The 26,537-nt window shown below is 59.6% G+C and carries 27 protein-coding genes; 17 read left to right on the top strand and 10 right to left on the bottom strand.

Annotated elements, in window-relative coordinates:
- Positions 1–63: 63 nt before the first annotated feature.
- The 10 genes from hemP (at position 64) to ACR2TX_RS15330 (ending at position 10,919) form a co-directional block, all read left to right on the top strand.
- Positions 64–252: a hemin uptake protein HemP gene (gene hemP / locus ACR2TX_RS15285; RefSeq protein WP_086135471.1), complete on the top strand. Its 189-nt coding sequence runs from the start codon at positions 64–66 to the stop codon at positions 250–252.
- 260 nt (positions 253–512) lie between these two features.
- Positions 513–1,274, top strand: a complete 762-nt coding sequence (locus tag ACR2TX_RS15290; protein WP_156879391.1) for an energy transducer TonB — start codon at positions 513–515, stop codon at positions 1,272–1,274.
- A gap of 4 nt (positions 1,275–1,278) precedes the next feature.
- Positions 1,279–2,025 carry a MotA/TolQ/ExbB proton channel family protein gene (locus ACR2TX_RS15295; protein ID WP_077729157.1) on the top strand — a complete coding sequence of 249 codons (747 nt, stop codon included), beginning with the start codon at positions 1,279–1,281 and terminating at the stop codon, positions 2,023–2,025.
- A complete protein-coding gene (locus ACR2TX_RS15300; protein WP_086135474.1) occupies positions 2,025–2,453 on the top strand; it encodes an ExbD/TolR family protein in 429 nt (142 codons plus the stop codon). Before ACR2TX_RS15295 ends, ACR2TX_RS15300 begins: the two co-directional genes overlap by 1 nt.
- A 76-nt stretch (positions 2,454–2,529) precedes the next feature.
- On the top strand, positions 2,530–4,677 hold the full coding sequence (locus tag ACR2TX_RS15305) for a TonB-dependent receptor (RefSeq protein ID WP_086135475.1): 2,148 nt from the start codon (positions 2,530–2,532) through the stop codon (positions 4,675–4,677).
- A gap of 62 nt (positions 4,678–4,739) precedes the next feature.
- A complete protein-coding gene (locus ACR2TX_RS15310; protein ID WP_434130009.1) occupies positions 4,740–5,375 on the top strand; it encodes a PepSY-associated TM helix domain-containing protein in 636 nt (211 codons plus the stop codon).
- Between the two features lie 156 nt (positions 5,376–5,531).
- Complete coding sequence (locus ACR2TX_RS15315; protein WP_133718650.1) at positions 5,532–6,683, top strand: hypothetical protein; 1,152 nt, start codon at positions 5,532–5,534, stop codon at positions 6,681–6,683.
- 40 nt (positions 6,684–6,723) lie between these two features.
- Positions 6,724–7,038 (top strand): HPF/RaiA family ribosome-associated protein, encoded by a 315-nt coding sequence (locus ACR2TX_RS15320; RefSeq protein ID WP_077729152.1) that lies wholly within the window; start codon positions 6,724–6,726, stop codon positions 7,036–7,038.
- A gap of 378 nt (positions 7,039–7,416) precedes the next feature.
- Positions 7,417–9,384 carry an AsmA family protein gene (locus tag ACR2TX_RS15325; RefSeq protein WP_077729150.1) on the top strand — a complete coding sequence of 656 codons (1,968 nt, stop codon included), beginning with the start codon at positions 7,417–7,419 and terminating at the stop codon, positions 9,382–9,384.
- A 986-nt stretch (positions 9,385–10,370) separates the two neighbouring features.
- Complete coding sequence (locus ACR2TX_RS15330; RefSeq protein ID WP_434130011.1) at positions 10,371–10,919, top strand: hypothetical protein; 549 nt, start codon at positions 10,371–10,373, stop codon at positions 10,917–10,919.
- A gap of 165 nt (positions 10,920–11,084) precedes the next feature.
- On the opposite strand, the gene ACR2TX_RS15335 is transcribed toward ACR2TX_RS15330, so the two are convergent.
- On the bottom strand, positions 11,085–12,398 hold the full coding sequence (locus ACR2TX_RS15335; protein WP_133719256.1) for an IS1380 family transposase: 1,314 nt from the start codon (positions 12,396–12,398) through the stop codon (positions 11,085–11,087).
- A gap of 94 nt (positions 12,399–12,492) precedes the next feature.
- Between ACR2TX_RS15335 and ACR2TX_RS15340 the strand changes: the two genes are divergently transcribed.
- The 5 genes from ACR2TX_RS15340 (at position 12,493) to hisC (ending at position 15,828) form a co-directional block, all read left to right on the top strand.
- Positions 12,493–12,774 (top strand): helix-turn-helix domain-containing protein, encoded by a 282-nt coding sequence (locus tag ACR2TX_RS15340; protein ID WP_434130013.1) that lies wholly within the window; start codon positions 12,493–12,495, stop codon positions 12,772–12,774.
- Positions 12,775–13,281: 507 nt separating this feature from the next.
- Positions 13,282–13,707, top strand: coding sequence for an SRPBCC family protein (locus ACR2TX_RS15345; protein WP_077729261.1), 426 nt, complete (start codon positions 13,282–13,284; stop codon positions 13,705–13,707).
- Positions 13,708–13,792: 85 nt separating this feature from the next.
- Entirely contained in the window at positions 13,793–14,281 is a 489-nt protein-coding gene (locus ACR2TX_RS15350; protein WP_156879393.1) for a cupin domain-containing protein, read from the top strand.
- Positions 14,282–14,300: 19 nt separating this feature from the next.
- Entirely contained in the window at positions 14,301–14,768 is a 468-nt protein-coding gene (locus tag ACR2TX_RS15355) for a GNAT family N-acetyltransferase (protein ID WP_077729147.1), read from the top strand.
- Complete coding sequence (gene hisC, locus ACR2TX_RS15360) at positions 14,761–15,828, top strand: histidinol-phosphate transaminase (protein ID WP_434112247.1); 1,068 nt, start codon at positions 14,761–14,763, stop codon at positions 15,826–15,828. The genes ACR2TX_RS15355 and hisC overlap by 8 nt, the downstream gene beginning before the upstream one ends.
- Positions 15,829–15,986: 158 nt before the next feature.
- Here the strand turns inward: hisC and ACR2TX_RS15365 are convergent, their stop codons facing one another.
- Both ACR2TX_RS15365 and ACR2TX_RS15370 read right to left on the bottom strand, forming a co-directional pair.
- Positions 15,987–16,196 carry a hypothetical protein gene (locus tag ACR2TX_RS15365; RefSeq protein WP_156879394.1) on the bottom strand — a complete coding sequence of 70 codons (210 nt, stop codon included), beginning with the start codon at positions 16,194–16,196 and terminating at the stop codon, positions 15,987–15,989.
- A gap of 250 nt (positions 16,197–16,446) precedes the next feature.
- Positions 16,447–17,373 carry a LysR family transcriptional regulator gene (locus ACR2TX_RS15370; RefSeq protein WP_434112250.1) on the bottom strand — a complete coding sequence of 309 codons (927 nt, stop codon included), beginning with the start codon at positions 17,371–17,373 and terminating at the stop codon, positions 16,447–16,449.
- A gap of 100 nt (positions 17,374–17,473) precedes the next feature.
- Between ACR2TX_RS15370 and metE the strand changes: the two genes are divergently transcribed.
- Positions 17,474–19,771: a 5-methyltetrahydropteroyltriglutamate--homocysteine S-methyltransferase gene (metE, locus tag ACR2TX_RS15375; RefSeq protein WP_434112253.1), complete on the top strand. Its 2,298-nt coding sequence runs from the start codon at positions 17,474–17,476 to the stop codon at positions 19,769–19,771.
- Positions 19,772–19,788: 17 nt separating this feature from the next.
- Here the strand turns inward: metE and ACR2TX_RS15380 are convergent, their stop codons facing one another.
- From ACR2TX_RS15380 to ACR2TX_RS15390, 3 genes are all read right to left on the bottom strand, one after another.
- Positions 19,789–19,965, bottom strand: coding sequence for a hypothetical protein (locus tag ACR2TX_RS15380; protein WP_156879397.1), 177 nt, complete (start codon positions 19,963–19,965; stop codon positions 19,789–19,791).
- 762 nt (positions 19,966–20,727) lie between these two features.
- Entirely contained in the window at positions 20,728–21,114 is a 387-nt protein-coding gene (locus ACR2TX_RS15385) for a YkvA family protein (RefSeq protein WP_077729142.1), read from the bottom strand.
- A 350-nt stretch (positions 21,115–21,464) separates the two neighbouring features.
- Positions 21,465–21,830 carry a hypothetical protein gene (locus ACR2TX_RS15390; protein WP_077729141.1) on the bottom strand — a complete coding sequence of 122 codons (366 nt, stop codon included), beginning with the start codon at positions 21,828–21,830 and terminating at the stop codon, positions 21,465–21,467.
- Between the two features lie 239 nt (positions 21,831–22,069).
- On the opposite strand from ACR2TX_RS15390, the gene ACR2TX_RS15395 reads away from it, so the two are divergent.
- Complete coding sequence (locus ACR2TX_RS15395) at positions 22,070–23,716, top strand: hypothetical protein (protein WP_434130015.1); 1,647 nt, start codon at positions 22,070–22,072, stop codon at positions 23,714–23,716.
- An 80-nt stretch (positions 23,717–23,796) separates the two neighbouring features.
- Here the strand turns inward: ACR2TX_RS15395 and ACR2TX_RS15400 are convergent, their stop codons facing one another.
- The 4 genes from ACR2TX_RS15400 to ACR2TX_RS15415 form a co-directional block, all read right to left on the bottom strand.
- Positions 23,797–24,207 (bottom strand): ExbD/TolR family protein, encoded by a 411-nt coding sequence (locus tag ACR2TX_RS15400; protein ID WP_077729139.1) that lies wholly within the window; start codon positions 24,205–24,207, stop codon positions 23,797–23,799.
- Positions 24,185–24,874 (bottom strand): MotA/TolQ/ExbB proton channel family protein, encoded by a 690-nt coding sequence (locus ACR2TX_RS15405; RefSeq protein ID WP_434130017.1) that lies wholly within the window; start codon positions 24,872–24,874, stop codon positions 24,185–24,187. Before ACR2TX_RS15405 ends, ACR2TX_RS15400 begins: the two co-directional genes overlap by 23 nt.
- Before the next feature lie 214 nt (positions 24,875–25,088).
- The gene (locus tag ACR2TX_RS15410) at positions 25,089–25,838 is read right to left on the bottom strand and encodes an energy transducer TonB (RefSeq protein ID WP_434130019.1); all 750 of its coding nucleotides are present in this window, start codon (positions 25,836–25,838) and stop codon (positions 25,089–25,091) included.
- Entirely contained in the window at positions 25,835–26,263 is a 429-nt protein-coding gene (locus ACR2TX_RS15415; protein WP_156879401.1) for a hypothetical protein, read from the bottom strand. Before ACR2TX_RS15415 ends, ACR2TX_RS15410 begins: the two co-directional genes overlap by 4 nt.
- Between the last annotated feature and the right edge of the window lie 274 nt (positions 26,264–26,537).

The raw sequence follows: 26,537 nt of genomic DNA on the forward strand, positions 1-26,537 counted from the left end.
GGATATCATTTGCGACAGGGTGGATGTGCCGTCCGCCGCCGCTGAACGACATGAGGAAAAAGTATGAGCCCAAGCAACCGAACTGAAACCGATCGCCCGCATCGTCGGGGTGATGCGGGGCCCTTTCATTCGAAGCGCAGAGTCACAAGTGCGGAGTTGTTGGGCTCCGGTCGTGAAATCGTGATCGAACATGGCGGAGACGAATACCGTCTGCGCCTAACCAGCAACGATAAGCTCATTCTGACGAAATAGTTTGTGTGTGTGAGACTCGTCCCGGGAGGGGAGAGCGTAGGTCGGCAATCCTTTGCCGACAAACCCGCTGGCCGGACTGTTGCTGTCGGCAAAGGATTGCCGACCTACACATCGGGATCCCTTACCCCGAATCCGAAAATGCTTTAGCGGAACGCGTCGGAGGTTCCGACACACTCTCGTAGCCAGCCACCCGGCCTCACGGCATAGGTAGCCAGCCAGACAGTTTGGTTTAGTTACGCTTCTGTTGGTGAGGCAGCATCATGTGGGCAGCCACTTTTCCGCCGGACCGTCTCTGGCCCGGCATCTCAATCGTCGATCGTTGTTGGGGAGTCCGCGCCGCCGGCATATTGGGGGCCGCCCTGGTCCATGCCGCGGTGCTTCCGATGCTGATAGAGGACGAGTCGGTGCCGGCAGTGCAGAGTCCGCGAGCGGCGCCGGTCATGGTCGACCTGATTTCGACGGCGCACCCGCAAGCCGATGCGCCCCAGGCTGTACAGAAACCGGTAGAACCCGTCAAGCCCAAGACCGAAACGCCCAAACCGAAAGCGAAGCTCAAGCCGAAACAGGTCCGACCGTCGGCCAAGCGGTCGCCGATCCTGTCCAGGCCCAGCCAGGCAGCCGTGCAGCAGACGACTGCCGAACAGGAACCGTCTCCACGTCAAACTTCGACCGAAGCGGCGCCGGGCCCGGTACCGCCGCCATCAGCCGCATCGGCGACGGCTCCGTCGCCGGGTCCGGTCGTTCCGCCACGCTTCAACGCGGCTTATTTACGCAATCCGGCGCCGGCCTATCCGGTCGGTTCCCTCCGCCGAAAAGAACAGGGCAAAGTCGTGCTTCGGGTTCTGGTGGATGCCGGCGGCGGCGCCGAAGCGATTAACGTCCAGACCTCCAGCGGATACGACCGGCTCGATGCCGCCGCTCTCGAAACCGTAAAGCAGTGGAAATTCGTTCCCGCCCGCCAAGGAGACAAGTCCGTGCCGGCGTGGGTGTTGGTCCCGATTTCATTCTCACTCGAAGGATAATCCTATGGAAACGACAGAAACCCTGGGCTTGACCCATTTCCTGGCGCAAAGCGACTCGGCCGGCAAGGCGATTTTCGCGATCCTCGTCGCCATGTCGGTCGCGAGCTGGTATTTCATCGTGGCGAAGAACCTGCAGGCGCTGATCGCGCGCCGCCGGACGGCGCGTTTTCTGGAGTCCTTCTGGAACGCCTCTTCCCTGCATGCCGTGGAATTGCAATTGGAAGAGCACCACCCGGACGAACCGTTTTCCCATCTCGCCTATCATGCGCTGGTGTCATCCCGGCATCATGCCCGGCACGGCGCGGGGCGGCTGAACGAAGCGGGTTCGGCGGCGGAATTCCTGACGCGTTCGATGCGCCGGGTCATCGACGAGGAAACCGCGTCCCTCGAATGGGGGCTCACCGTGCTGGCATCCATCGGCAGCACAGCGCCCTTCATCGGCTTGTTCGGCACCGTTTGGGGCGTTTACCACGCCCTGGTCAACATCGGCATGAGCGGGCAGGGGAGCCTCGATCAGATCGCAGGCCCGGTGGGCGAAGCGCTGATCATGACCGGCGCCGGGCTGGCCGTGGCCATTCCCGCCGTATTGGCCTACAACGCCTTCGCCCGCTCCAATCGGCTGCTGCTGGCAAAGCTCGATGCCTTCGCCCACGACCTGTTCGCCTTCCTGACCACCGGCGCGCATTGCGTCGGGACCGAAGCCGATGACCGAAGCGCCGCGGTCGGCCAGGCCGTCGCGGGAGGTGCGTGATGGCGTTCGGAAGCTTCAGCCAGGGGCAGGGCGGCATGCGTCCCTCGGCCGAGATCAACATGATCCCGCTCATCGACATCATGCTGGTGTTATTGGTCATTTTCATGATCACGACGCCCTTGCTCACCCACAACGTCAAGATCGATCTGCCCAGAGCGGCGAGCCAGCCGAGCACGGACAAAGCCGAGCACGTCGATTTGGCGATCGACGGAGCCGGCCGGCTTTTCTGGAACAATGACGCGATCGACCGGGCAGGGATGCGCGAGCGCTTCGCGGCGGCGGCACGGCAGCAGCCTCAGCCCGAGGTGCACCTCCGGGCCGATAAAGCCACGGCCTACCAGATCATCGCCGAAGTGCTCGCCGCCTCGGCCAATGCCGGCGTGACACGCATCGGCTTCGTCTCCGATCCGAACGAAGCCAAGCCTTGACATACGAATTAGCCACCCAGCCGTTTTCCAGCCAGGTAGCCAGCCAACAGAACCAGTTAACTTGGGGAAAACATCCATGACTAAGAATAACAACTACCGGCTTAAATCCACGGCGTTGGCCGGAACGCCACTCGCGCTTGCCCTGGCATGCGCGACGGATGGCGCCATCGCGGCGGACGAAGATCTCACCACGCTCGACCAGGTCAAAGTGGTCGGCAAGGTGGAACAGGCGGGCGGCGACACGAAAGGTTACATGGCCAAACGCACCACGACGGCGACCAAGACCGACACTCCCCTGATCGACGTTCCGCAGTCGATCACCGTCATCACGCAGGAGCTGATCAAGGACCAGAACATGCAGAGCATCGCCGACACGGTCCGCTACGTGCCCGGCGTCGTGATGTCGCAAGGGGAAGGCAACCGGGATGCGGTGATTTTTCGCGGCAACGCCACGACCGGCGATATGTACGTCGACGGCATGCGCGACGATGTCCAGTATTTCCGCGATCTTTACAACATCGACCGGGTGGAGGTGCTGAAAGGCCCGAACGCGATGATTTTCGGCCGCGGCAGCTCCGGCGGTCTGATCAACCGGGTAACCAAGCAAGCGAACTGGGAGAACCCGCGCGAGGCGAGCTTTCAGGTCGGTTCCTGGGACAAATTCCGGTTAACCGGGGACTTCGGCCAAGCCATCAACGAGAATTTCGCCGTTCGTCTCACTAGCATGTGGGAGAGTTCACGCAGCTTTCGCGAGGGTTTCCATGCCGAGCGCTGGGGCGTCAATCCAACCGTGTCCTGGCGTCTGGGCGATCAGACCCAAGTGACCTTCGGCTACGAGCATTACGAGGACGACCGTGTCGCGGACCGCGGCATTTCCTCGTTCTCGGGCCGCCCGGTCGAGACCGACGTTTCCACGTTTTTCGGCGATCCGAGGCGCAGTCCGACCTGGTCGAAAGTCGACGCGTTCAACGCCTTGATCGATCACGACTTCGGGAACGGGATCAAGTTCCGCAACCGCACCCGTTATGCGATCTACGACAAGTTCTACCAGAACATCTTCCCGGGGGCGGTCAATGCCGCGGGCGACCAGGTGGCGATCTCGGCCTACAACAACGCGACCCAGCGCGAGAATTTCTTCAACCAGACCGATCTGACGTTCGAGCTCGAAACCGGACCGTTCAAACACACTCTGTTGACCGGCGCCGAGTTCGGTCACCAGGAAACCGACAACTTTCGCCAGACCGGATATTTCACGGCGGTGGGTCCCAATGCGACATCGGCCAGGGTTCCCGTGGCGGATCCGAGATATACCGGCCCCGTCACCTTCCGGCAAAGCGCCACGGATGCGGACAACCACGGCCTCGCGACCATCGCGGCAGGCTATTTTCAGGATCAGATCGAGCTCACCAAGCACTGGCAACTCGTGGCGGGGCTTCGCTACGACAACTTCGAGGTCGATTTCCGCAACAACCGCAACGGCCAGACTTTCTACACCAATGACGACCTTTGGTCGCCGCGCGGGGGCCTGATCTTCAAGCCGTTCGACGAGCTCTCGATCTATGCGAGCTACAGCATGGCCTATGTGCCGCGAGCGGGCGATCAATTGGCCTCGCTGACACTGGCCAATAGCTCGTTGGAGCCGGAAGAGTTCAAGAACTACGAGGTGGGTGCGAAGTGGGACATCCGTCCCGATCTGTCGGCGACCCTGGCCTTTTATCAGCTCGATCGCCTCAACGCGATCGCCACCGACCCCAATAACCCCGCGGTGTCGTTCCTGGTCGACGGCCAGCGCACGCGGGGGATTGAACTGGGATTGAGCGGCAACATCACCGACCAATGGCGCGTGATCGGCGGATACGCCTACCAGGATGCCGAAATCACCGAGAGCTTGTCGGCCAGCGCTCCGAAAGGCAACAAGGTGGCCCAGGTCCCGGAACACACGGTTTCGCTCTGGAACCGCTACGACATTACCCCTCATTGGGGCGTCGGCCTCGGCGCGGTATACCGCAGCGAAATGTACGCGGCCACCGACAATAACGTCACCCTGCCCGGCTTCCTCCGCTTCGACGGGGCCGTCTATTACACGGTCAACGACAATGTCCAGGTGCAGGTCAACGTCGAAAACCTATTCGACAAGGAGTATTACGCTTCGGCGCACAGCAACAACAACATCATGCCGGGCTCGCCGATTGCCGCCACAGCCGCGCTGCGGGTGAGATTCTGATGAAGCCCGCCGAGTTCGGTCTTCCGGCTCACTCGCCGCGCTCCAAGCCCTCGGGCGGATACTTGTTCCTCCCTAGGCGTCTGGCGCGCGGGGCATTCCTCAAATGGCTGCGCCGCACTCACGCCTGGATAGGGCTGTGGGGCGCGGCGTTGGGGTTTTTGTTCGGGACCACGGGAATTCTGCTCAATCACCACGAGAAGTTGAAAATTCCGGCCGCCCGGATGGAGCAGACCGTGATACAGCTGCCGCTGCCGGAACCGCGTCCCGCCGATCCCAAGGCCTTGGCACTATGGCTAGCAGAAGCGCTGCAGTTCCCATCCGACAAGGCGAAGATCATGCAGGAGCCTGGCAAGACCGTTATCTGGAACGGCGTGGAGGTGCGGCAGCCGGCGCGCTGGCAGATCGCCGCGCGTACGCCGCAACGCTTCCTCCAAGCGCAATATTGGGAAGGTAATGCTTTCGTCACCGTCAAGCGCGGCGAAGCGAATGTCTTCGCCCTGCTCGGCAACTTGCACCGCGGCGCCGGGTTGGGCGTCGGCTGGATCTTGCTGGCGGACACGCTGGCCGGCGGACTGATCGTGCTCGGCCTGACCGGCGTGCTGCTGTGGACCCGGCTGCATGGCCGCCGGCTCACCGCCGCCGGGCTCGGCCTCGGCTCGCTCGGTCTGGGACTCTGGTTTGTCTGGCAGGCTCTATAGAGAGACGGGGGAGGTCGCGCCGACCGGAACAACGGGAATCATCGCAGCGGAAGGCGGCCGGCTGAAAGCAGGGGAACGATTGGCGAACGTTCTTGGTCATTGATACTTATTCATCTTGGGTATTTTCCAGGACTTTCGCCTTGCCCCGGAGGCTTTATGGATTCACCGGCACATGATTACCCCACCGGGCTCTTCTTCGACGTTCAAGGGCCCCCATGCCTCTCGCTGTACGAGCCGACTCACCGGTCCCATCCGGATAACCAGCAGGACCGGATCCGGTTTCGGAACCTGGTGAAAGCCTTGGAAGACTCGTTGCGGCGGACCTATCCGGAAGAAAAGATTCGAGCGCTCATCGAGCCGTTTCGAAACCTGGCCGCCGATCGCGGCTTCTGGAATCACACGCTGGATGGACTAGCCGTACTGGCCGCGCCCGGCTTGTTCCTAGCCTATAGGCTGCAGCGGCCGGTTCCGGAATTGGCGGTAGTGGCCGACAGCTTCCACACCAAACCCCTGCTGCGCATCCTCCAGTCGGCCGATCGCTACCAGGTTCTCGGACTGAATCGTAAGGAAATCAAGCTTTTTGAAGGGAATCGCGACGCACTGGACGAAATCGAACTGGCCGATGAGGTCCCGCGCACCATCATCGAAGCGCTGGGCGAGGAGTTGACCGAGCCGCACCTGACCGTCTCCACCTATGGCTCCGGCCCCGCCGGTCCGGCGATGCACCATGGCCAGGGCGGGAGAAAGGACGAGGTGGACCTTGATGCGGAACGGTTCTTTCGCGTCGTCGACCGCGCCGTGCTGGAACATCATTCGCGGCCCTCGGGCTTGCCCTTGGTGCTCGCGGCGCTGCCGGAACACCATCATCTCTTCCGCCGGGTGAGCCATAACCCGTTCCTGCTGGAGGAAGGCATCGATGTCCATCCGGACGCGGTGTCTGCCGGCGAACTGCGGGAGCGCGCGTGGCGGGCGGTCGAGCCTTATTATCTGGCAAGGCTGGACGAGCTGGTGGAGGCGTTCGGCGCCGCGAAAGCCAAAGGGCTCGGTGCCGACGATCCGGCCCAGGTCGCCGAGGCGGCCGTAGCCGGTCGGGTTACGAGCTTGCTGATCGACGCCGGCTGCGAGATTCCCGGCCGAATTGATTCCACGACCGGACAGGTCGAATTCGACGATCTGGCTCACCCCGAGGTCGATGATCTGCTCGACGATCTCGCGGAGTGGGTCATGAGGAGCGGCGGCCAGGTGGTCGTCGTTCCCCCCGAGCGGATGCCCACCGGGACCGGGGTTGCCGCGATTTATCGCTATTAAGGGGGTCGTTCCCGGATAGCCTAGGCAAAAGGACGCGTCCATGCAGATTCAGTTCAACACCGACAGCAACATCGAAGGCCGCGACGAACTGGCCCACTGGGTCGAGGATTCGGTAGCGGCGATTTTGGGTCGTTTCGGCGAAAGGGTCACCCGGGTGGAAGCTCATCTCAGTGACATCAACGCTCACAAGATCGGTCAAGACGATATACGCTGCCTGCTCGAGGCTCGCCCTGCGGGCCTGAAGCCGGTAGCGGTCAGTCACAGGGCCGACAGCGTCGAGCAGGCGGTCAACGGAGCCGCGGAAAAGCTGAAGAGAGCGCTGGATTCCACCTTCAGCCGACTGGAAAACCGCTAGCGAACGGCATTCGCGCAGGCGTATCCAGCATCAAAAGTTCCGTGAGCGGGCGGATCGGGTCGATAGCGAAATCGTGGGGGAACAATCATCCGTACTGTCTAAGGATGGAAAGCGTCTTTCCAACGACCTTTTTGCCGGATCGGCGGTCATAACGATTTAAGAGAATTTGGACGGCGACAGGTCTATCCGGCAAGGCATCGTACGACCGAGCGGATTCGCCGGCAGCGAGGCTTGAAAGATACGGACCGTGTAAATCGCTCGCGGCGCCGAGGGTACTATGGACATTGAGAGCGGAATCCGGGAGGAACTTGGAGCGGTGTCGGCCTTCACCAGGCGGGTTGCCGATCAGCCCGATAACCGATTTCCTTGGGAAAGCTTATGCTGCGCGTCTTGAAATGGATCGCTATCGGAATCGGTGCCCTGATCGGGATTCTGATTCTTACCATCGTTCTCGTCATAGCCTTCTTCGACCTGAACAGGCTTCGCGAGCCGCTATCCACGGCGGTCAGCAAGTCCCTGGGCCGCGAATTCGCGATCAATGGCGACCTGAGCGCCGACTGGTCGTGGACGCCGCGCTTCACGATCAACGACGTGGAACTGGCCAATGCGCCCTGGGGAAGCGAACCGGAGATGTTCACCCTCGACCGGCTGGCGTTCGCCGTCCGAATTCCGGAACTCTTCAAAGGGCGCATCGTGCTTCCGGAAGTCCGCGTCTCGAAACCCCACATATTGCTCGAACGGAATCCCGAGGGAATGGCTAATTGGGAGTTCGGCGACAAAAAAGAGAAGCGGGAACCGGCCGGAGCCCCCGTTAGCGAAAGATGGGTTCCGAAGATCGACAGCCTCGCCATCGACGACGGCCGCTTGTTGTTTCGCGATCCGACCACGGATACCCGCTTGGACATGAACGTTTCGACGGTGGTCGGCGAGTCGGACGAGCAGGCGGTCGAACTGAGCGGCCAGGGCCGATTGCAGCAGGAACAATTCACGCTGAAGGTCAGAGGCGGTTCGGTGCTGGATCTTTGGCAAGAAGATCAGCCTTTCCCGGTTAACGTCGAAGTCGAGTACGGCAAAACCGAGGCCAAGGTATCGGGCACGATAGCCGAACCCTTGGAGCTTCAGGGCCCCGATTTGCAGTTCGAGGCGAAAGGGCCGGATCTCGCGGCGCTCGCCTCCATAGCGCCCATGTGGATACCGGAAACGCCGCCGTATCGGTTCAGCGGAAAGATTAACCGTGAGGGCGAACGCTGGCTGTTGAAGGGGTTCGAGGGCAGTCTCGGCAACAGCGATCTCACCGGCGACCTGATGTTCACGATGCGGGACGAGCGGCCCTACCTGCAAGGCGACGTGGTTTCCCGCAAACTCGACTTCAAGGATTTCGTGGGCGTCTTCGGTGCCGATCCGACGCCGTCCCCGGAGGAACCGGAGCGCCCGAGACTGCTTCCCGACAAGCCGTATCCCGTGGAGGGCTTGCGCGCCGCCGACGGGGACGTGCGCTTCCAAAGCAGCAATATCGTGACCCCCTGGATGCCGGTGGACGATGTGTCCGTGCATGTCAAAATGGATCAAGGCATGCTGACGATCCAACCGGTAAAGCTTACCGTGGGCTTCGGGGCGATCGAATCCAATGTGACTCTGAACGCACGCGGCGACAAATTACAGACCGAAGTCAAAGGAAAAATCGACAAGGTGCCGTTCAAGCGGCTGGTGGCCGGAACCCCGTTCGAAGAAGAAACCGCCGGCACCTTTTTCGGCCGCGTGAATCTGACCACCGCCGGCAACTCGGTGGCGGAGATGGCCGCTCACGCGGACGGCGGCATAACCATCCTGATGGAACAGGGCCGCATCAGCAACCTGATGATGGAACTGTTCGGTATCGACTTCGCGGAGAGTCTCCAGAAACTCATCGGCACGGATCCGAGCATTCCGGTCCGCTGCACCATCGCCGACTTCATCGTCAGCGACGGCGTGGTGAAGACTCAGTTGTTCCTGATGGATACCACCGATACCAATGTGCTGATGGAAGGCCAGGTGAATCTGGCCACCGAGGCCCTGGATCTCCGCCTGACCGCCCATCCCAAGGACTTCAGCCCGTTCAGCGCGCGAAATCCGATCAAGATCGAAGGAAACCTGAAAAAGCCGCGCCCCTATCCCGAGCCTGCGCCCCTGATCGCCCGCGGCGCAGCTTCCGTAGCGCTGGGAGCGCTCCTGACTCCGGCGGCAGCATTGATTCCCTGGATCGAACTCGGCTTGGCCGAGGACAGTGCGTGCCACGCACTGGTCGATGCCGCCACATCCAAAGAGAAAATTCCGGAAAAAGAGCGGGAACGACAAGAACGGCACTAAACCGGGTCCATGTCTTTGAAAAGAGACGGGGCGCCACATTCCGGAATTTATCGGGCCGGACGTCTCGAGTTGTGCGCTGAGTCTCAACCTGCTTGCAATTGACGGGGATACTTTGGCGGCGTAGATTCGCGGCGGATATGGCGTTTTCGCTTACCGACGACGGCTTACGCGGCAACGCGCCATCTACTGGACGTTAGGTCGTGTCGGTCCGATGAGAAAACCGACAGGGATCCGGTGCTCGGCCGGCGTTTTGAATCCCCCTCGATCCCTCTTTCATAATGGGGGGGAGGCAAGCGTCATTCCCCCCTTTGCAAAAGGGGCCAGGGGGGCAATGCTGTTAAGTTAAGGCGAATGACGTCACCCTGGCAGGGAAGGGTGGCTTCGGTGCTCCAATCGCAAACGGTCATCCCAGGAGCGCTGGGATGACCCTTCCAATCGCAAACGGTCATCCCAGGAGCGCTGGGATGACCCTTCCAATCGCAAACGGTCGCTTTAGTCGCGACCCTTCCAATCGCAAACGGCCTGGCCGGGAGCGCCGGCCACGCCCTTCCCGAAGACACCGTTTGCGATTGGAATGCCGGGGTCCAGAAGCCATGGATGGCAGAGGCGTGTCATTTCCCTGTGTCCTGGATTCATGCCGCACAGTCCCTGTGCGGCACCCTACGGACGCTTCGCGTGCAAATCGGCCATCCTGCCGATTTGTCCGGCACAAATTTGCCAGGAGCAAATTTGGACGTGCGGAGCACGGTCCGTAGGACGAACCCCAGGGATGGGGTGAGCAATCCCTGCCGGAATGACGAGTTAACTTAACAGCATTGGGCCAGGGGGGATTGCGTTCATCTCTCCCGTCGCGGTGTCCGTACCATCGGGATGAAAATGCGCTGGGCCCAAGATAACTCAATTACCCGCCTCTCAAAGTCGCGACTCATGGGCAGGGACAACCGAGAGATCACGGCCTGCCGTGCTCGATAAATAGGTGTGTCATTATGAGTTTAAGAATCTTTCGGCCATCTCGCTTGCTGGCACCTTATGTTACGGCGATTTGGGACTATGACGATTTAATGGGTGCTGACAACTCGGCGCTGACGATCTTGCCGGATACCGCAACCTATTTATGTTTTTTGTATGCCGATTTATTGACCACGGCGCACAAGGACCGAATTTATACAACCCGTAGCGGACTCGCCGGTTTTCAAAGTTTTCGCAGTGATCTTGGGTCTTTTGGAAAAGTATCCGGGGTTTCGGCGCGCCTTACCCCATGGGGGTTAAATGTTTTTTGTCGCGGCATAGTGAGAGATTGCGCCGAAAGGCGGGTGGACTGTAGAGATATTTTCCCCAAATATTCGATAGAAGAAATCGAGGATAACTTGTCTCTTAAGAGGAGCGCTAGCGAGCGCGTCCAATGTGTCGAGCATTTCTTGCTTTCGATTTTGAATCGGGACAATGAGGATTTGCTGATTCAAACAGCGTGCAAGGAGTTGGATAAGTCAAACGGAAATCATCCCATTTCGAAGCTCGCCCGAACTTTAGCCTGAATATTTCATCAGGACCTCAGTGAAGGTAGGAGGCCGGTCGCGTTCTGGGTTCGGGACCAGAAAAAGGCGTGTTGAGTGCTCGTTTGGGGTGAAAGTCTGAATTTCAGGCAAACGTCCCCCTTACCCCCAGAGAATCAACGTGCCGGGGAACCCACTCGGCCCGGCTCAGCCGGGGGCAAAGCGCTCGGCGATGTGCCAGAACAGCGCCTGCCAGGGGTAAGCATTCGGCAACAGGAAGCGAATGCGACGGGTATTTCGAAGGATCACGCCACCGATTTTGAGGAGCTTGCCCCTGAGAGTGGAACACTGCGCCCGAGCGAGTTCGGTACCGGCGAGGCCGAGGCGACGAAGGGCTTCCAACAAGAGGTAGCCGAGCGAGGCGAGCAGCAGCCGGAATTGGTTGGCCCACCAGACGTGACAACTGGTGCGGTCCGCGAACAAGCCGAGTTGCTGTTCCTTGATCCGGTTTTCCATGTCGCCCCGCGCACAATAGACGTCTTCGTACAGCGCTTGGGAGTCGCCCGCCAGGTTGGTGACCAGGAACCTTGGATTTTCGCCTTGGGGTCCATGCTCGGCTTTGAGGATCACCTGGCGGGGGTGTTTCCAGGTGCCGGCGGTATAGGCAAACTCACCGAAGACCCGCTGTTTTTCCGAGGTGGCGGCAAATTGGGTTTGCGCTGCCTGGCGCCAAGGCGCCGCAAGCTTCAAAAGGCGGTTGTTCTTGGCCAGGCCCACGAGATAACCGACGCCGTGGCGTTCGCACCAGGCCAGAATCCGCCGTCGGCAGAAGCCCGAATCGGCCCGGAAGATGATTTTCACCTCGGGCCAGACGGCACGCAGCCGTTGCACCAGAGCTTTCAGGATCGCCCCGGCGTGCTTGGCCGCGTCGATCTTCGAGGGCCTGAGATAGCTGACCAACAACTGATCGCCGCAAAAGACGTAAAGCGGCAGGAAGCAATAGTGGTCATAGTAGCCATGGAAGAACCGGCCTTCCTGATGCCCATGGACCGGATCATCGGTCGCGTCGAAATCCAGGATGAGCTGATCCGGCGGCGTCGGAAATGAAGCGATGAACTGCTCGACAAACACCTCATGGATCGCCAGGGCCGCCGCCCGATCCATCCGGTTTTCCAAGCGGCACAAGGTGGGGCTGGAGGCACCGGGCGACAGCCGTTCACAGGCCGTCTGCAACGCCAGGTCATGGCGCCAGGTGTCGTGATCGTTGAGGTCTTCATAGCCTTGGCACAGGCCATAAACCCGCTGTCGCAGCAGGTGGAGCACGGCGTGGGCACACCGGCTGGGATCACGCGGGTCCTTCAAGCGTTGGGCCACGCTGTCCAGCAAACCCAGCTTGCGATCGACCTGCCGCAACAGCAGCACTCCGGCATCGCTGGTCACAGCGCCCCCGTCGAAGGCCACATCGATGCGGCGGCGTGCCACGGGCGCAAACAGCTCGATTTGTCCGGTACAATGTGTCACGGCGGAATCTCCTCACAAATTCGATGTCAGCAGTTGAATTTTAAGGGCTTTTCGATTCCGCCACCCCTCCTTTCATGAAATATCCAGGTTAGGCTTGACCGAACGCACGCTCGAACGGCGGTTCCAGTTTCATGTCGGCGCTACGCCCAAGAAATATGCTCGTATCGTCCGTTTGCGGAACGCGCTTTTCCAGCGCCGAATGCTTTCAAATTGGGCGGATGCGGCATATGCAGCAGGTTACTACGATCAGAGCCACATGATTCGCGATTTCCATGAGCTTTACGGGATGTCGCCGGAATCCATCCATCCTCGATTGGAAGCTTCCAAAACCATACAGTTTTCCGGATTATTGAATCTACATGGAGCCGGACGCTAGAGCATTTTCATATCTGCTGTACGGGCACTCACGAGTAGGTCGGGAATCCTTCCCAATCGCAAACGGCGTCTTCGGGAGCGCCGAAGCCCCCCTTCCCGACGCCACGTCCCGGCGAGCGTCTTCGTCGGCAAAGGATTGCCGACCTACGAATACTTGAATCCATTCACCCGAGCCGAAGGCGCCAACGACGTCCGCCAAGCCGGTTTTGCCGTACGAGCGCGATGAAAACGCTCTAAGGGTGATTGTTTTATCGCTCGAAGAACCCTCTTGGCCATTTCTCGCGCCTCTATATTTCTCTCCGTTTCACGCTCGGCCACGCTGTTTAGGACTGTGCCGCTTCCGCTTGTCGGTTTTTTCCAATACGAACGATAGATCGTGTTGCTACAGTACGCCGCACGGGCCGCCAAAAGGTTCGTTGTAGATTGAAGTCGTTGTAGATCGATAGAACGGTGCGGCATTGTCACAAAGGTGTTCATTCGATCGCGAAAACTGGTTAAGGAGATGTCGATGTTTACTAAACAACCGATTACGAAAAAGCTAAATGTCCCCGCCGATATGGTTTGGGGAGCGATCCGAAAAATAGGAAGACTCGACGTTTGGTTTCCGTTCATCGAAACGTGCAGAGTAGAGGGTGATGGAAAGGGCGCATTGCGATATATGACCGTAGCAGGCGGCGGCGAGATAAAAGACACTATTGAAGAAATCGACGACATAAACATGCGATTGATATATCTTCGGCCGATATCTCCATTTCCCGTAACCTATTACAAAGGGACGGTCGAAGTCTTTAAGTCTTATGATGGCTTGGGCGTTGTAGTGTGGACTATCGATTTCGAATCGCAGCCCGAAGATGCCGCATCGGTGGCCGAGCTAGTGCGCGGTGCTATCAGCGCAGGTATTGACGGCATGGAGAAAGACCTCCAGTCCGCATAGAGCATCATCGAATGCAGCGGAGATTTCCCCAAGCACGACGACCGGTGAGCCACTCTTCGAACCAGCCTAATTGGAAATTTGCCCGATGAAGACAGAAACATCTTTGACATTACCCGCGCTCGACCCTTCCCGTGTTCCCGCCAGAACCGCCTCGACCTATCCGACGGAACGACTCCGTTCATTGACCGCCGGACGAAGCAAAAGGGCTCTCGGCGATGCGCTGGGCCTGCAGACCTTCGGCGTCAACCTGGTCACACTGGAGCCGGGCGCCGTGTCGGCGCTGCGGCATTGGCATACCCGGCAGGACGAGTTCATCTACGTTCTGGAGGGGGAATTGACCCTGGTAACCGAGCAAGGGGAGCAAATCCTAGTCCACGGACTATGTGCCGGATTTCCGGGCGGCCAGCCGGACGGGCATCAGCTGATCAACCGCGGACAATCCGTCGCGGTCTATCTGGAAATCGGCGACCGGCTTCCGGGGGACCTTGCCAACTATCCCGACGAAGATTTGGAGGCGCGTGCGGTTCGCGGCTCTTATCGGTTCTTCCGCAAAGACGGTACGCCTTACGAGTGAGGTTCCAGGCGAGCCATGAATGGACATTCGAGCTGCCACTCCGGATGATGCGCGACGCATCAGCGCGCTCCTTCGCGATCTCGCCGGCAAGTACATCGCGCACGAATTTTCCGAGGAAGGAGCCGGCCGCTTGCTCGAGTCGATGAGCGAGGTCGCGATCAGGAGCTACCTGGAGTCGGGTTACCGCTATCACCTTGCCGAGGAAAATGGCGAATTGGCCGGTGTGATCGCAATCAGGGACAATCGCCATCTCTATCATTTGTTCGTATCCGAACGTTTCCAGAGCAAGGGCGTGGCCAGAAGGCTCTGGGAAGTCGCCAAAGCCGCGAGTCTCAGTGCCGGAAATCCAGGTGTGTTTACCGTGAATTCGTCTCGTTATGCCGTCGCCGTATACGAAAAATTCGGATTCGTCAGGCAATCCGAAGCGGTCGACGTTTCGGGCGTGATTTGTATACCCATGAAACTGGAGTCGGTAATTCGTGAATAAATTTTGGAGTCCCGCCATTCGGGATTTGACGCGTTATACGCCCGGCGAGCAGCCCAGGTTGAACGATCTCATCAAGCTCAACACCAACGAAAATCCGTATCCTCCTTCGCCCAAGGTGTTAGAAACCTTGCGTGGCGAGATGGGCGAAACGCTCCGGCTTTATCCCGATCCCGATGCCGATCGCCTGAAAGAGGCCATTGGCCGATTTTATGGCGTCGAGAAACATCAAATCTTCGTCGGCAACGGATCGGACGAGGTGCTGGCCCATGCCTTTCAAGCGCTGCTGAAGCACGACTTGCCCATTCTGTTTCCCGATATCACCTACAGTTTTTATCCGGTCTACTGCGGTCTTTACGGCATCGAGCACACCTGCATTCCGCTGACCGAGCGCTTCGACATCCGGATCGACGATTACCGGCGCCCGAACGGCGGGATCATCTTCCCGAACCCGAACGCGCCTACCGGCTGCCTGCTGCCGCTCGCCCATATCAAAGCGCTGCTCGAAAACAACACGGAATCGGTCGTGGTGATAGACGAGGCCTACATCGATTTCGGCGGCGAATCCGCCGTGGCGGCGGTCGAACGCTTCCCCAATCTGCTGGTGATACAAACGTTGTCCAAGTCGCGGTCCCTGGCCGGCCTGCGGGTAGGTTTCGCCATCGGAGACGCCGGTTTGATCGAGGCTTTGGAGCGCGTGAAGGGCAGCTTCAATTCCTATCCGCTGGATCGCTTGGCCATCGCCGGCGCGGTGGCGGCGTTCGAGGACCGGGACTATTTCGAGAGCACGCGGCTAGCCATCATCCGGAGCCGGAATCAGCTCGTTCGGGAGCTATCCGGATTGGGATTCGAGGTATTGCCGTCCGGCGCGAACTTCGTATTCGCCCGGCATCCCCATAGGGACGCAGCGGAGCTGGCTGCGCTGCTTCGGCAGCGGCATATTATCGTGCGGCACTTCAGGCAGCCGCGGATAGAGCAATTCCTGCGCATCACCGTCGGCACCGACGCTCAGTGCCGAGCGTTGGCGGAGGCGCTAGCGTCTATCTTGGAATCGCCGCGCTGAGTCGTTTCATACCGGCCACCGGCATAAAACGCGGGGATCTCTGGCGGAAGCAACGGCACACAACGGACCCGAACGCCTGCAACCGCGGCATCAAACCACATCGCTACGTTGGACCCATGGTCGATTTTGGGGTGATTACCGAATTCACCAGATTGTAGCTACGCTACCACGGGTTCGATGTCGCTCTCGGGTACCCGCAAAATGCCGCCGGAAGGAAATTCGATAAAACAGTCGTCGCTGTTGAAGCGCGAATAGCGTTTGACGATGGCGGGTTGACCGGGGAGGTAGGAGTCCTTGAAAAAGCGCGGTCGTTTGGGTTTATACAGTACTGCCGTACCGAGGGGAATTTTGGTGCTTGATTGTGACAATCGAGGATTCATAGCCGTGGAAGATTTATCCATTATACGCTCAAACCGCATCGGAATGTCGACGACATCGAGCGGAACTGATCTCGACGAGTGGTCGGTGTAAATCGATACCGAAACAGGTTCGGGTCGTGACTGAGGAAATCAAAGATAAGGTGCGACAAATTTACAGAGGACTCTATTCAAGCCTCCTTTGCGCGCCTTGTAAGCACGTAAAATTACCTACGAGCCGTCTTCGGGCAGACCCAACCGGCTACGACAGCGGTTGAAGTCCCCGCAGGTTCCGGAAGCTGCTGGAACGTACGGTATCTAGGAAGTCCAGCATAAAGGCCGATGTCGCCATCGGCGCGGTGGTCGCCGCGTACAAGGCGCTCCACAGACCTTTTTTGCCGATCGGTTTTCCCAAGACGTAATCCCGCTCCAGATAGCTCTGAACCGTCCAGTTGGGCAAGGCCGCAATGCCGCGACGGCTGGCCACCAGTTGTAGGATAGCCACCGTCAGTTCGGCGGTGCGCCGTTTCGGTTCTATTCCGACCGGCTTCAGGACCTTGCGCACGATGTCCAGCATGTCGTCCGGCACCGGATAGCTGATCAGCGTTTCCGCGGCGAAATCTTCGGGTTTCAGGAAGGGTTTGGGCGCGAACGGATGCTGCCGCGACACCAAGCCGACGATTTCGAAACTGAACAGTGGATGAAAAGCAAGCCCCGAGCGGTGCTGCGGCTCGGAAACCACCACCAGTTCCGCGCGATTTTCCAGCAGTAGGGCCAACGGGTCGGTGTGGAAGCCCGAGACCAGATCCAGCTCGATTTCCGGCCAGTGCTCCCGGAATTGGTCCATGGCCGGCATGAGCCAATCGAAGCAGGTGTGACACTCCACCGCAATGCGGAGCTGCCCGGCTTCGCCCTGGGCGATGCGCGCGACGTCCCGCTCCGCATCTCCGACCAGTTTCATGACTGTTTCCGCCAGCGTATGCAGGCGCTGGCCCGCCGGCAAGAGCCGCAGCGGCTGGCTCTTGCGCTCGAACAGGCTGACGCCGTAGTGCTCCTCCAGCTGCTTGATCTGATGCGAGATCGCCGATTGGGAGAGATATATCCGGGTCGCGGCTCGGGACAGGGTGCCGGTTTCCACCAGGGCCAGCAGGGTTTGCAAATGGCGCAGCTCCAAAATCGACTGAATCATGAACAAAATCGATGAAGTTTATGAAAAAGTTGAGTTTGAATAATAATCATCGCGAGCCGATCATGCCAGCTCCGAATCGACCTACAAGAGGAGCAGACTCATGGCGGTGACGCATTCTTTGGGATTTCCCCGCATCGGGACTAAGCGCGAGTTGAAGCAGGCTCTGGAAGCTTACTGGACCGGCAAGATCGGTCTCTCGGATTTGAAGCAAACCGGCCGACAGTTGCGCGAACGGCATTGGAAACTCCAAGCCCGAGCCGGGATCGACCTGGTGCCGGTGGGCGATTTCGCCTATTACGATCAAATGCTGAACATGGCGGTATTGCTGGGAGCCGTTCCGGAACGCTTCGGTTTCGGCGACGAGCCTCCGGATCTCGACCGCTATTTCGAACTGGCCCGAGGTAGCAAGGATCAGCCGGCCATGGAAATGACCAAGTGGTTCGACACCAACTACCACTATATCGTCCCGGAATTCCATCGCGACACGAGGTTCCGCCTGGGCGCGGAGTGGTTGTTCGAAGAGGTGGAGGAGGCCAAGGCTCTGAAACTCAATCCCAAGCCTGTGCTGATCGGTCCCTTGACCTATTTGTTTCTGGGCAAGGCGAAGGAAGAAGGGTTCGACCGGCTGGAATTACTGCCCCATCTGGTGCGGGTCTATGCGGAAATCCTCCGGAGACTTAAAGATCAAGGCGTCGCCTGGGTGCAGATGGACGAGCCGGCCCTCGTGCTCGACCTGCCGCTGGATTGGCTCGCCGGCTATCGGGAGGCTTACCGCGCTCTGGCAGCGGCGGGGCCGAAAATTCTCCTCGCGACCTATTTCGATTCGGCGGCGGATCAGGCGAGTTTGCTGAAGGCGCTGCCGGTGGCTGGATTGCATATCGATGCCGTCAGAGCGCCGGATCAGGTGCCGGTTTTCGTCGACGGGTATCCTTCGGACAAAATTCTGTCGCTGGGGCTCATCGACGGCCGCAACATCTGGCGTACCGACCTCAGACGCACGCTGGCGCTGGCCGAAACCGCCCGTGCCGAGTTGGGCAAGCGGCTGTGGCTGGCGCCGAGCTGTTCACTGCTCCACGTACCGGTAGACGTGGAGCCGGAGTCCGAACTGGATCCAGAGATCAAAGACTGGTTGGCCTTTGCCGTGCAGAAGCTCGATGAGCTGGCGATCATGGACAAAGGCTTGCGGCTGGGCGTGGATGCCATCCGGACCGAACTGGAAGCCCAGGATCGGGTGTTGCAGAACCGGGCGACGTCACCGCGGATTCACAATCCGGCGGTCGGGGCCCGTCTCGACCAGTTGACCGAAGCGGATTTTCGGCGTTACTCGCCCTTTCCCGAACGGATCCCATTGCAGCAGAAAAGGCTGCGGCTGCCTGTCTTTCCGACCACCACGATCGGTTCCTTCCCGCAGACGCCGGACATCCGCAAGGCCCGCGCCGATTACCGCAACGGGGAGCTGAACGACGCCCTGTACCGGGAAACCATGCGCAAAGCCATACGCGAAGCCGTGCACAAACAGGAAGCGCTCGGGTTGGATCTCTTGGTGCATGGAGAAGTCGAGCGCAACGATATGGTGGAGTATTTCGGCGAGCAACTGGAGGGTTTCGTCTTCACCCGGCAGGGTTGGGTGCAGAGTTACGGCTCCCGTTGCGTCAAGCCGCCGATCATCGTGGGCGACGTGTCAAGGCCGAAGCCCATGACCGTGGAATGGATCGCCTATGCCCAGAAGCAGACCCGAAAGCCGGTTAAAGGCATGCTGACCGGTCCGGTGACTATCCTGCAATGGTCCTTCGTACGAGATGATCAGTCCCGAGCTACCACTGCTCTGCAAATCGCCTTGGCCATTCGCGACGAAGTCGACGACCTGGAGCAAGCGGGCGTCGCGGCCATCCAGATCGACGAACCTGCTATTCGGGAAGGTTTGCCGCTTAAGCGGCGGGACCGGAACGGCTATCTGGATTGGGCGGTAAAAGCGTTTCGCCTGGCTTCATCCGGCGTGGCGGACGATACCCAGATCCACACCCATATGTGCTACTCGGAATTCAGCGACATTTTGCCGGCCATCGCCGATCTGGACGCGGACGTGATCACCATCGAAACCTCCCGCTCCGACATGGATTTGCTGACCGCTTTCCGCGATTTCCGTTATCCCAACGACATCGGCCCCGGTATCTACGACATTCACTCTCCCCGCATACCGGACAAAGAGGAGATGCTGCGCCTTCTGGAAAAAGCGTGCGAGGCCATTTCTCCGGAACGGCTCTGGGTCAATCCCGACTGCGGACTCAAGACGCGCGGATGGCCGGAGGCGGAGCAAACCCTGGCTCATATGGTCGAGGCGGCAAGAACTTTGCGTCGAAGATGGGCGCCAGCGGTTGAAGATCGACTTCATTCGTGAGGCGATCCGATTACCGATCAAACGCGCCGTCGGTTCCGAACCATCCGGATCACTTTGACGAGCGCTATGGCCCGTGCCACCGGGCTGCCTACAGTCAGCCGGGAAACCGCCTTGAGCAACTGTCCGGCGACGAAGATGCGGGTTGCCGTCCGTGCCCAGCGGGGAAATCGCGACGAGGAAGAAATTTGGATCATGGCTGCGCGTGCACGTTCGCGGGAAAGCCACTGAGTGATGACGGGCTGAACCTCCGTGTTCCCGCCGACTTCGGCGAGCCCGAGTGGCCTCCCACCCGTTGACCCCCGTCATCACTCAGTGCTGATACTCGCCATCCGTGGAGACGTCCAGAAGACCGCTATTCCCTTGGCTCTCTGGGACGAAACATCCCGTTTCGCACTCGGCGCATCAATCCGCGCGTCCCGCGGGTTATGGCGGATGTCCGAGCCGAGTGGCAGGTATTAGATCGCTCGGAATAGGTTAAGACAATACGTGGGGTTACCTAGCCCGCATTTCTCATACCCTCCAATCGCAAACGGTCGCTTTAGCCGCGACCCTTCCAATCGCAAACGGTTATCCGGGGAAGGGGCTGGCCGGGAGCGCCGGAGCCGCCCTTCCTACTGCGGACGCCGATCCGCTCGCCGTGACGCGCCGTCCGGCTCCGCGCCAAGTTCGGGGTGGCCTTCCTTGGCCACCCGCTCGGAGAAGCCCTTCACGCCGGCTCGACGTCGTATCGTAGGTCGGCAATCCTTTCCCGACACACGCTCGTCGGCAAAGGATTGCCGACCTACAACGACACCGTCACTCAGTCCGTGCGGCGCGCCACAGCGGCGTCTCGACGCCCTCGCTACGAAGGGGTATGAGAAATGCGGGCTAACCGAGTTTTCCTAGGCCGTGATCGAAGCGGCGGTTTGCAGATGATGCGATTCGGATACTCGCCGTATCTTGCGAAAATCGCTAGCTTAGGTGGACATTTCGGCGGTCCAGGACTCGTATTCAGCAAGTTGTTGCTCGACCAGAAGCAGGCAAACGCTCAACATCAGCGCATCGTCCGTGTAGCCCAGAATCGGGATGACGTCCGGGATGAGATCGACCGGACTCAAGACGTAGAGGAGGGCGGCGACAATCGCCGAGAGCGCATACCAGGGGATTTGGCGATAGGTGCCGTTCCGATAGTCCCGCACCAGTGCGATCATCAGTTTGACGTCCCGCAGGAAACGGCCGAGCGGACCTTTGGATTCGAACGTCCGCTTTATGTCGTCGGCCTTTTCGATCACTCGCTTGATATCGCTCTCGGTGAGCTTTTTGGCGTCGGCGTTCAGCCGTTCTTTAATCTTTTGTCTCAACATTGGTTTTTCCTCTCAAGGAAATTCGAGGACCTTTGATCGCGGTTTCACACGATCAGCGGCAGGTCTAATTTACGCTCTCCGTGTGTGCTCCGCAGCAATCTTTGGCGTATTTTCCGGTTTGTTCGATCACGGGATGACGGGAACGCCTGTGAGCGTTCGAAAGGTGCGGGATGAGCCGGGAGCGAAGTGGCAAGTGTGGCTATCTTGTCGGATGCTGCCGGCTGGCTGTGCCGTAACTCAGTGCCTGAAGAGCATGGTGACGAATATCCGCTCGCTACATCTGGCGAGCGCCGGAGGCGGATGACGGCCCCGGCGCCCGTGCCGATTCGATTACTCTTGCAAGTAGAATCTCAGTACTCCCAATGAGTCAATAACAAATAAATGGCGACGGTCATCACAACCACAACGAAAGCCAAAATTGCCAATATACCCGTTCCGCATGCCAGAAGGGTGAAGGAGAATTTCCATGCGGCAAAGACGTTTCCCATGCATTCGAGCGCCGATAGCATGGCCATGAGTATCGCGAAGATGACAATCCACTTCGCCGTGTAGCCTGGCAGGTAAACCCGCTTGGATCGGTTGCGGCGGTATGCTGCAGCGCGCTCCAGGAAGGAGCCCACATTTACGTTTTCAAAGATCCAGAGCGGCCACAGATACAAATAAAGGAGACAGGAGAGAGACCTGTCGTTCCGGATATTCGATACGTCGATATTCATTCTGCGCACCTCCATGATCGTTCAGACTCTCTGCCGCTAAATATATTTCATCTGGTGGTCCGCGGTAGAGCGGAATGGCGAAGCGGTTCCGCTGCGAATGACATTTCGGACGGCCTAGTGCGCGAGACCGAATCCCCCGGCACCAGCCGACGATCGGGAACGTGCCCTCAGATCGCGATTTTTGCCTAGGATGCTCGTCTAACAGAGATTGATGTGGATGTCAGACAAGGACAGGAATCATGCCGCTTCGGTTCGAAATCTCACTCAGGAATCCGCTGCACTTGGCCTTAGTCCTGTGCGTCCTAGCGGTCAGCGGTGGTGTTGTCGGTTCGATGTCCGAGCCGTCGATCCAGTGGGGCGAGTGTCCCGATTACCCGGAATTTAAGGATGTTGCAGCGGAATGCGCCTTCATTCCGGTACCGCTCAGATACTCGAATCCCGGCAGAACGATTCCGATATTCGTTGCGCGAGTGCGGGGCAGCGCGCCGGAAACCGAAAAGCGCGGACAGTTATGGTTTGTCACCGGCGGGCCGGGCGCATCGGCCATCGGGTTCGCGCAACAGTCTCAATCCTTTGCGGAACTGCGCCCGGAATGGGACTACTACATCTTCGAGCAGCGCGGCATCGGCAATTCGGCGCCGCTCTACTGTGCCGCCGCGGCTGACGAGGCGATCGTTGCGCCCGAGGATGCGCTGGACTGCCTGGCCGAGTTGCGCCGAGCTTGGCCGGAGGGTATCGAGGATTTTACCGTCACCAACACCGCACGTGATCTCGCTCACATCATCGACCGGCTACGTCCGCCCGGTTGGGAAGTGGTAGTGTACGGCGTCTCCTACGGCACGTATTTGGTGCAGCGGTACTTGGCCCTGCGCGGTGAGCAGCCCGATGCGGTAATTCTCGATTCGATCGTCGCAGCCGGGTACGAAGCGTACGACACGATTGAACGCGGTACCAATGCGGCGGCACGAATGGTGATGGACCGCTGCGCGAAGGACGCCGACTGCCGTCGGCGCCTGGCCGGCATCGCCGCCGATCCGTGGACCGCTCTCGGCGTGACTTTCGCGCGCCTCGATCAGGGGCAACTGTGCCCGGAGTTGCAGGCGCGACTGGATTCGCCCCTAACCCGTTCCTATTTACGCAGTTTATTCGGTACGATGATTGAGAGGGCCGACCTGCGAGGATTGATGCCGGCCGTGGTGTTACGGCTGAATCGCTGTGTTCCGGACGACGTTATGGCACTGGAACATCTGATCCGATCACTCTCTTCGGAGTCGCTCTTTTCGGCGGCGGATTCGGAAGCGCCCGCGGCCGATCCGGGACCTGGCTTCGTACCTTACGAACAGGTGAAGTACTCGGCACCCCTTAGTTCGCACATCACGCTTTCGGAGCTGTGGGAAGGTACTTCTTTCGCGCAAATCATGAACGAAGCGGAGGGATTCTACGCATGGTTGAACGTGGCGCCCTCGCTGGCTCTATTGGCCGATGCGCAGGTCTGGCCGGCGTACCGCGATCCATTGAGCGATCTGCACGCTAACACGCGAGCCCCCGCGTTGATGCTCAACAGCGATATCGACTCGAATACTCCCCTGGCCGAAGCCATACCGATTCGAGAGGACTTGAATGGCCCCAATCAGCGGTTCGTCACAGTGCCCGACGCCGGGCACGTCGTGATTTTGAATTCGCTTATGGCTGGCGCCAAAGGCGATAAACCGGCTGATCATTGCGGGACACGCGTGATGCTCTCCTTCCTCGATGATCCGTACGGTGAGCCGGACACGAGCTGCATCTCGGGCGTGGAACGGCTGAGTTTCGATGCCGCAAATTCGAGGAATCGCAAGAGCAGCCTCCAATACTTGGGCCGGAAGGACATGTGGTCCGCAAAATAAGCGTCGCGGAAGTTTTGCTTGACGGCATGCGTCGCCACGAGCCTAGGATTCCGGGGTTCCGATCGGCCGAAAACCCCCTCTCATTGCTGGACGGTCACGAACGACAGCTTGCCTATCCCGGAACGCTGGGCGCTGGCCATGACCTTGGCCACGGCATCGAACACTGCCGCCCGATCGGCCTGGAGCTGGATGCCGATCTCGGGATCGCGCTCCTGTAGGGCTTTCAACTCGGCCTCCAAGGATTCCAGCGGCACCGGACGGTCGTCCAGCATCGGCTGTCCCTCCGCGTTCACGCTGAGGATGGCGATGTGTTGGTCCGGTGCCGGTTCGGTTTGCTCGGTCTTGGGCAATTTGACCCGAACCACCTGGGTCAGCAGCGGCGCCGTGACGATGAACACCACCAGAAGCACCAACATCACATCCACCAGAGGCGTGACGTTGATCTCGCTCATTTCGCCGCCGTCGTCGTCATTGGGCAATTGTATGGCCATGTTCGGTCACCGTTTGTTGGATCAGATGGTCTTGGATTGTCGCGTGCAGGAACTCGCTGGCAAAGTGGTCCAGTGCGATGACGATGCGCCGGTTCTGACGCAGGAAGAAGTTGTAGGCGATCACTGCCGGAATCGCCACGGCAATGCCCAAGGCGGTCGCGATCAACGCCTCGCCGATGGGGCCGGCCACCACTTCCAGACTGGCCGAACCCTTGGCGCCGATGTCCTTGAGGGCGTGCATGATGCCCCATACCGTGCCGAACAGGCCGACGAACGGCGCCGTGCTGCCGATGCTGGCTAGCCAGCCGAGACCGGCGTCCATCCGGGCCTTCTCCTTTTGAATCTGCAAACGCATGGCGCGTTCGATCAGGTCATGCCAGGCTTCATGCTTATCGGCGCGGAAGGCCAGTTGTACCTTGGCCTGCGCCAGGGTCTTCAGCCCGGTCTGCTGCACCCGGGCGAGCTGAGCCGCGCCGTGGCTTACCGATTCTTGATCGATACCGAGCTCCGAGCCGTTCCTGACAATTTTCAGAAAGCTATGGTTGCGCAGCTTGTTCAAACCGAGTTCCCCCGCTTTCAGCAGAATCACGCTCCAGGTCAGCAGAGAAAAACAGCCGAGCATGCACAGAGTGCCGTCGACAATGGCGGTTTCCGATAGGTTAAACATGATCTCCTCTCGCGTTTAAGATTGTGATTTCGTTTGTTTCGCGCGGTTGTGGGCCGCACGGTTTCTGCGCCCTCGTGCCTGTCGCAACTTCGCCGCACAGCATCACTCACCGATCAGTCCCGAACGATGGTTAAGGCGGGCGACGGCCGACCGTCAAAGACAAAGCTCTGCCCGACGCGCCTAGCCACCTAACGAAACGTTCCTCTCATCCGGGTCATTCCAATTGGAACTCGATGGGCACGGTAACCCAACTTGCCTGCGCGACATCACCGCGCTTGGCGGGCACGAAGCGCCATTTTTTCACCGCCTCGAGGGCTGCTTCGTCCAATACGTCGTGGCCGCTCGATCGTTGCACCGACACCTCGCCGCAGCGGCCGTCGGCGGTAACGTAGACCCGCAGCAGGACCAGGCCTTCCCAGTGTCGGCGGCGCGCGATGCCCGGATAAACCGGTTTCGGATTGTTCAGATAGTTGGCGTTCGAACTGGCCGGCGTATAGGTGTCGTTGCGCGGAGCAGCGGCACGGTCTTGGGGCGGTGCGGAAGGTGCCGCCGGTGCTGGCGGTGCGGTGTCCGCTTGTTCCTGCTTTTGCGGCTCGACCTGTTTGACCGCGGAATCCTTGCGCACCGGTTTCGGTTTGGGTTTTTTCACCGGCTTGGGATCGGGTTTCTTCGCTTCCTTCGGAGGTGTCGGCGGGGACGGTACGGTCGGCTGGGTCACCGCCGGTGCGGGAGGCGCGGACAGAACCATGTCGATCATCGGCAGCGGCGCGGCTTCGGTGAAGGGCACAGGTTCCGGGCGGGCGAGATACCAGAAGAAAAGCAAACCGTGCAGTACGGCGGCCAATCCGGCGGCGGCAGCCACCGCGAGCGGTCGCTTCCAGGTGGCGGGGATTTCAGCCATCGTGACCGGCGTACCTCCGGGACCATCGAACGGCGGGTCCCCGGAAAAGAAATATGTGCTCATTCTCGGGACACCGTGCCGAATATGGGAGCGACCGCGCTCGTCGTCTTGCGCCGCGACTTCTGGCACTTGTCGACGCCTTGGAGCGAGAGTGTCGGTCCGACGGAGGATGATTTGTTGCGGTGTGCCTCCGTCCCGCACTCTTCCGGCACTTGGCGTGCAATCCGGCTGTCTTGCCCGGAGGGCTGGCATCCGGTGTTATCGGCAGGACTGTAACTGGAATCTTGTTGAAAATCGGCGACTTGCTGTCGCAACGCATCGAGGCGCAGGCGAACGTCGGCGAGCAACTCCTCGAGATATTCGAAATGAATCTGAAAATAGCGCGCCGAAGGAAACTCCGGTCCGCTCGTTGTCCCGGATTCCGAGGCTCGAGTTCCGTTCGGGTCGACCCTTCGGCTAGAGGCGGGGCGGCCTTGCTTGATCCTCATGACGATTCCTTTTTTGTTGCTTCTTATCCCTAATGACGTATGAGCGCGGCTAATCCCGCACTTCCGATAGAAAAAATTTTTCTGACGTCTATAAGTTGTTGTAAAGCCTAAAAAAGAAAAGCCAGGTAGAGCGGATCTGTGGGATATGCCGTACTCGCTGTGTCTAAAGCTCACGCTCGATCCGGACGAATGCGCTTGGCGCTGATCTCGGGGTGTGTTGGATCGGGGATTTTCGAATGTGGTGTAGCACCCCGAGCACCACCGTCCGAAGCCG

The sequence above is a fragment of the Methylocaldum sp. GT1BB genome, from assembly GCF_051027545.1.
In the GTDB taxonomy this organism is placed as follows: Bacteria; Pseudomonadota; Gammaproteobacteria; order Methylococcales; family Methylococcaceae; genus Methylocaldum.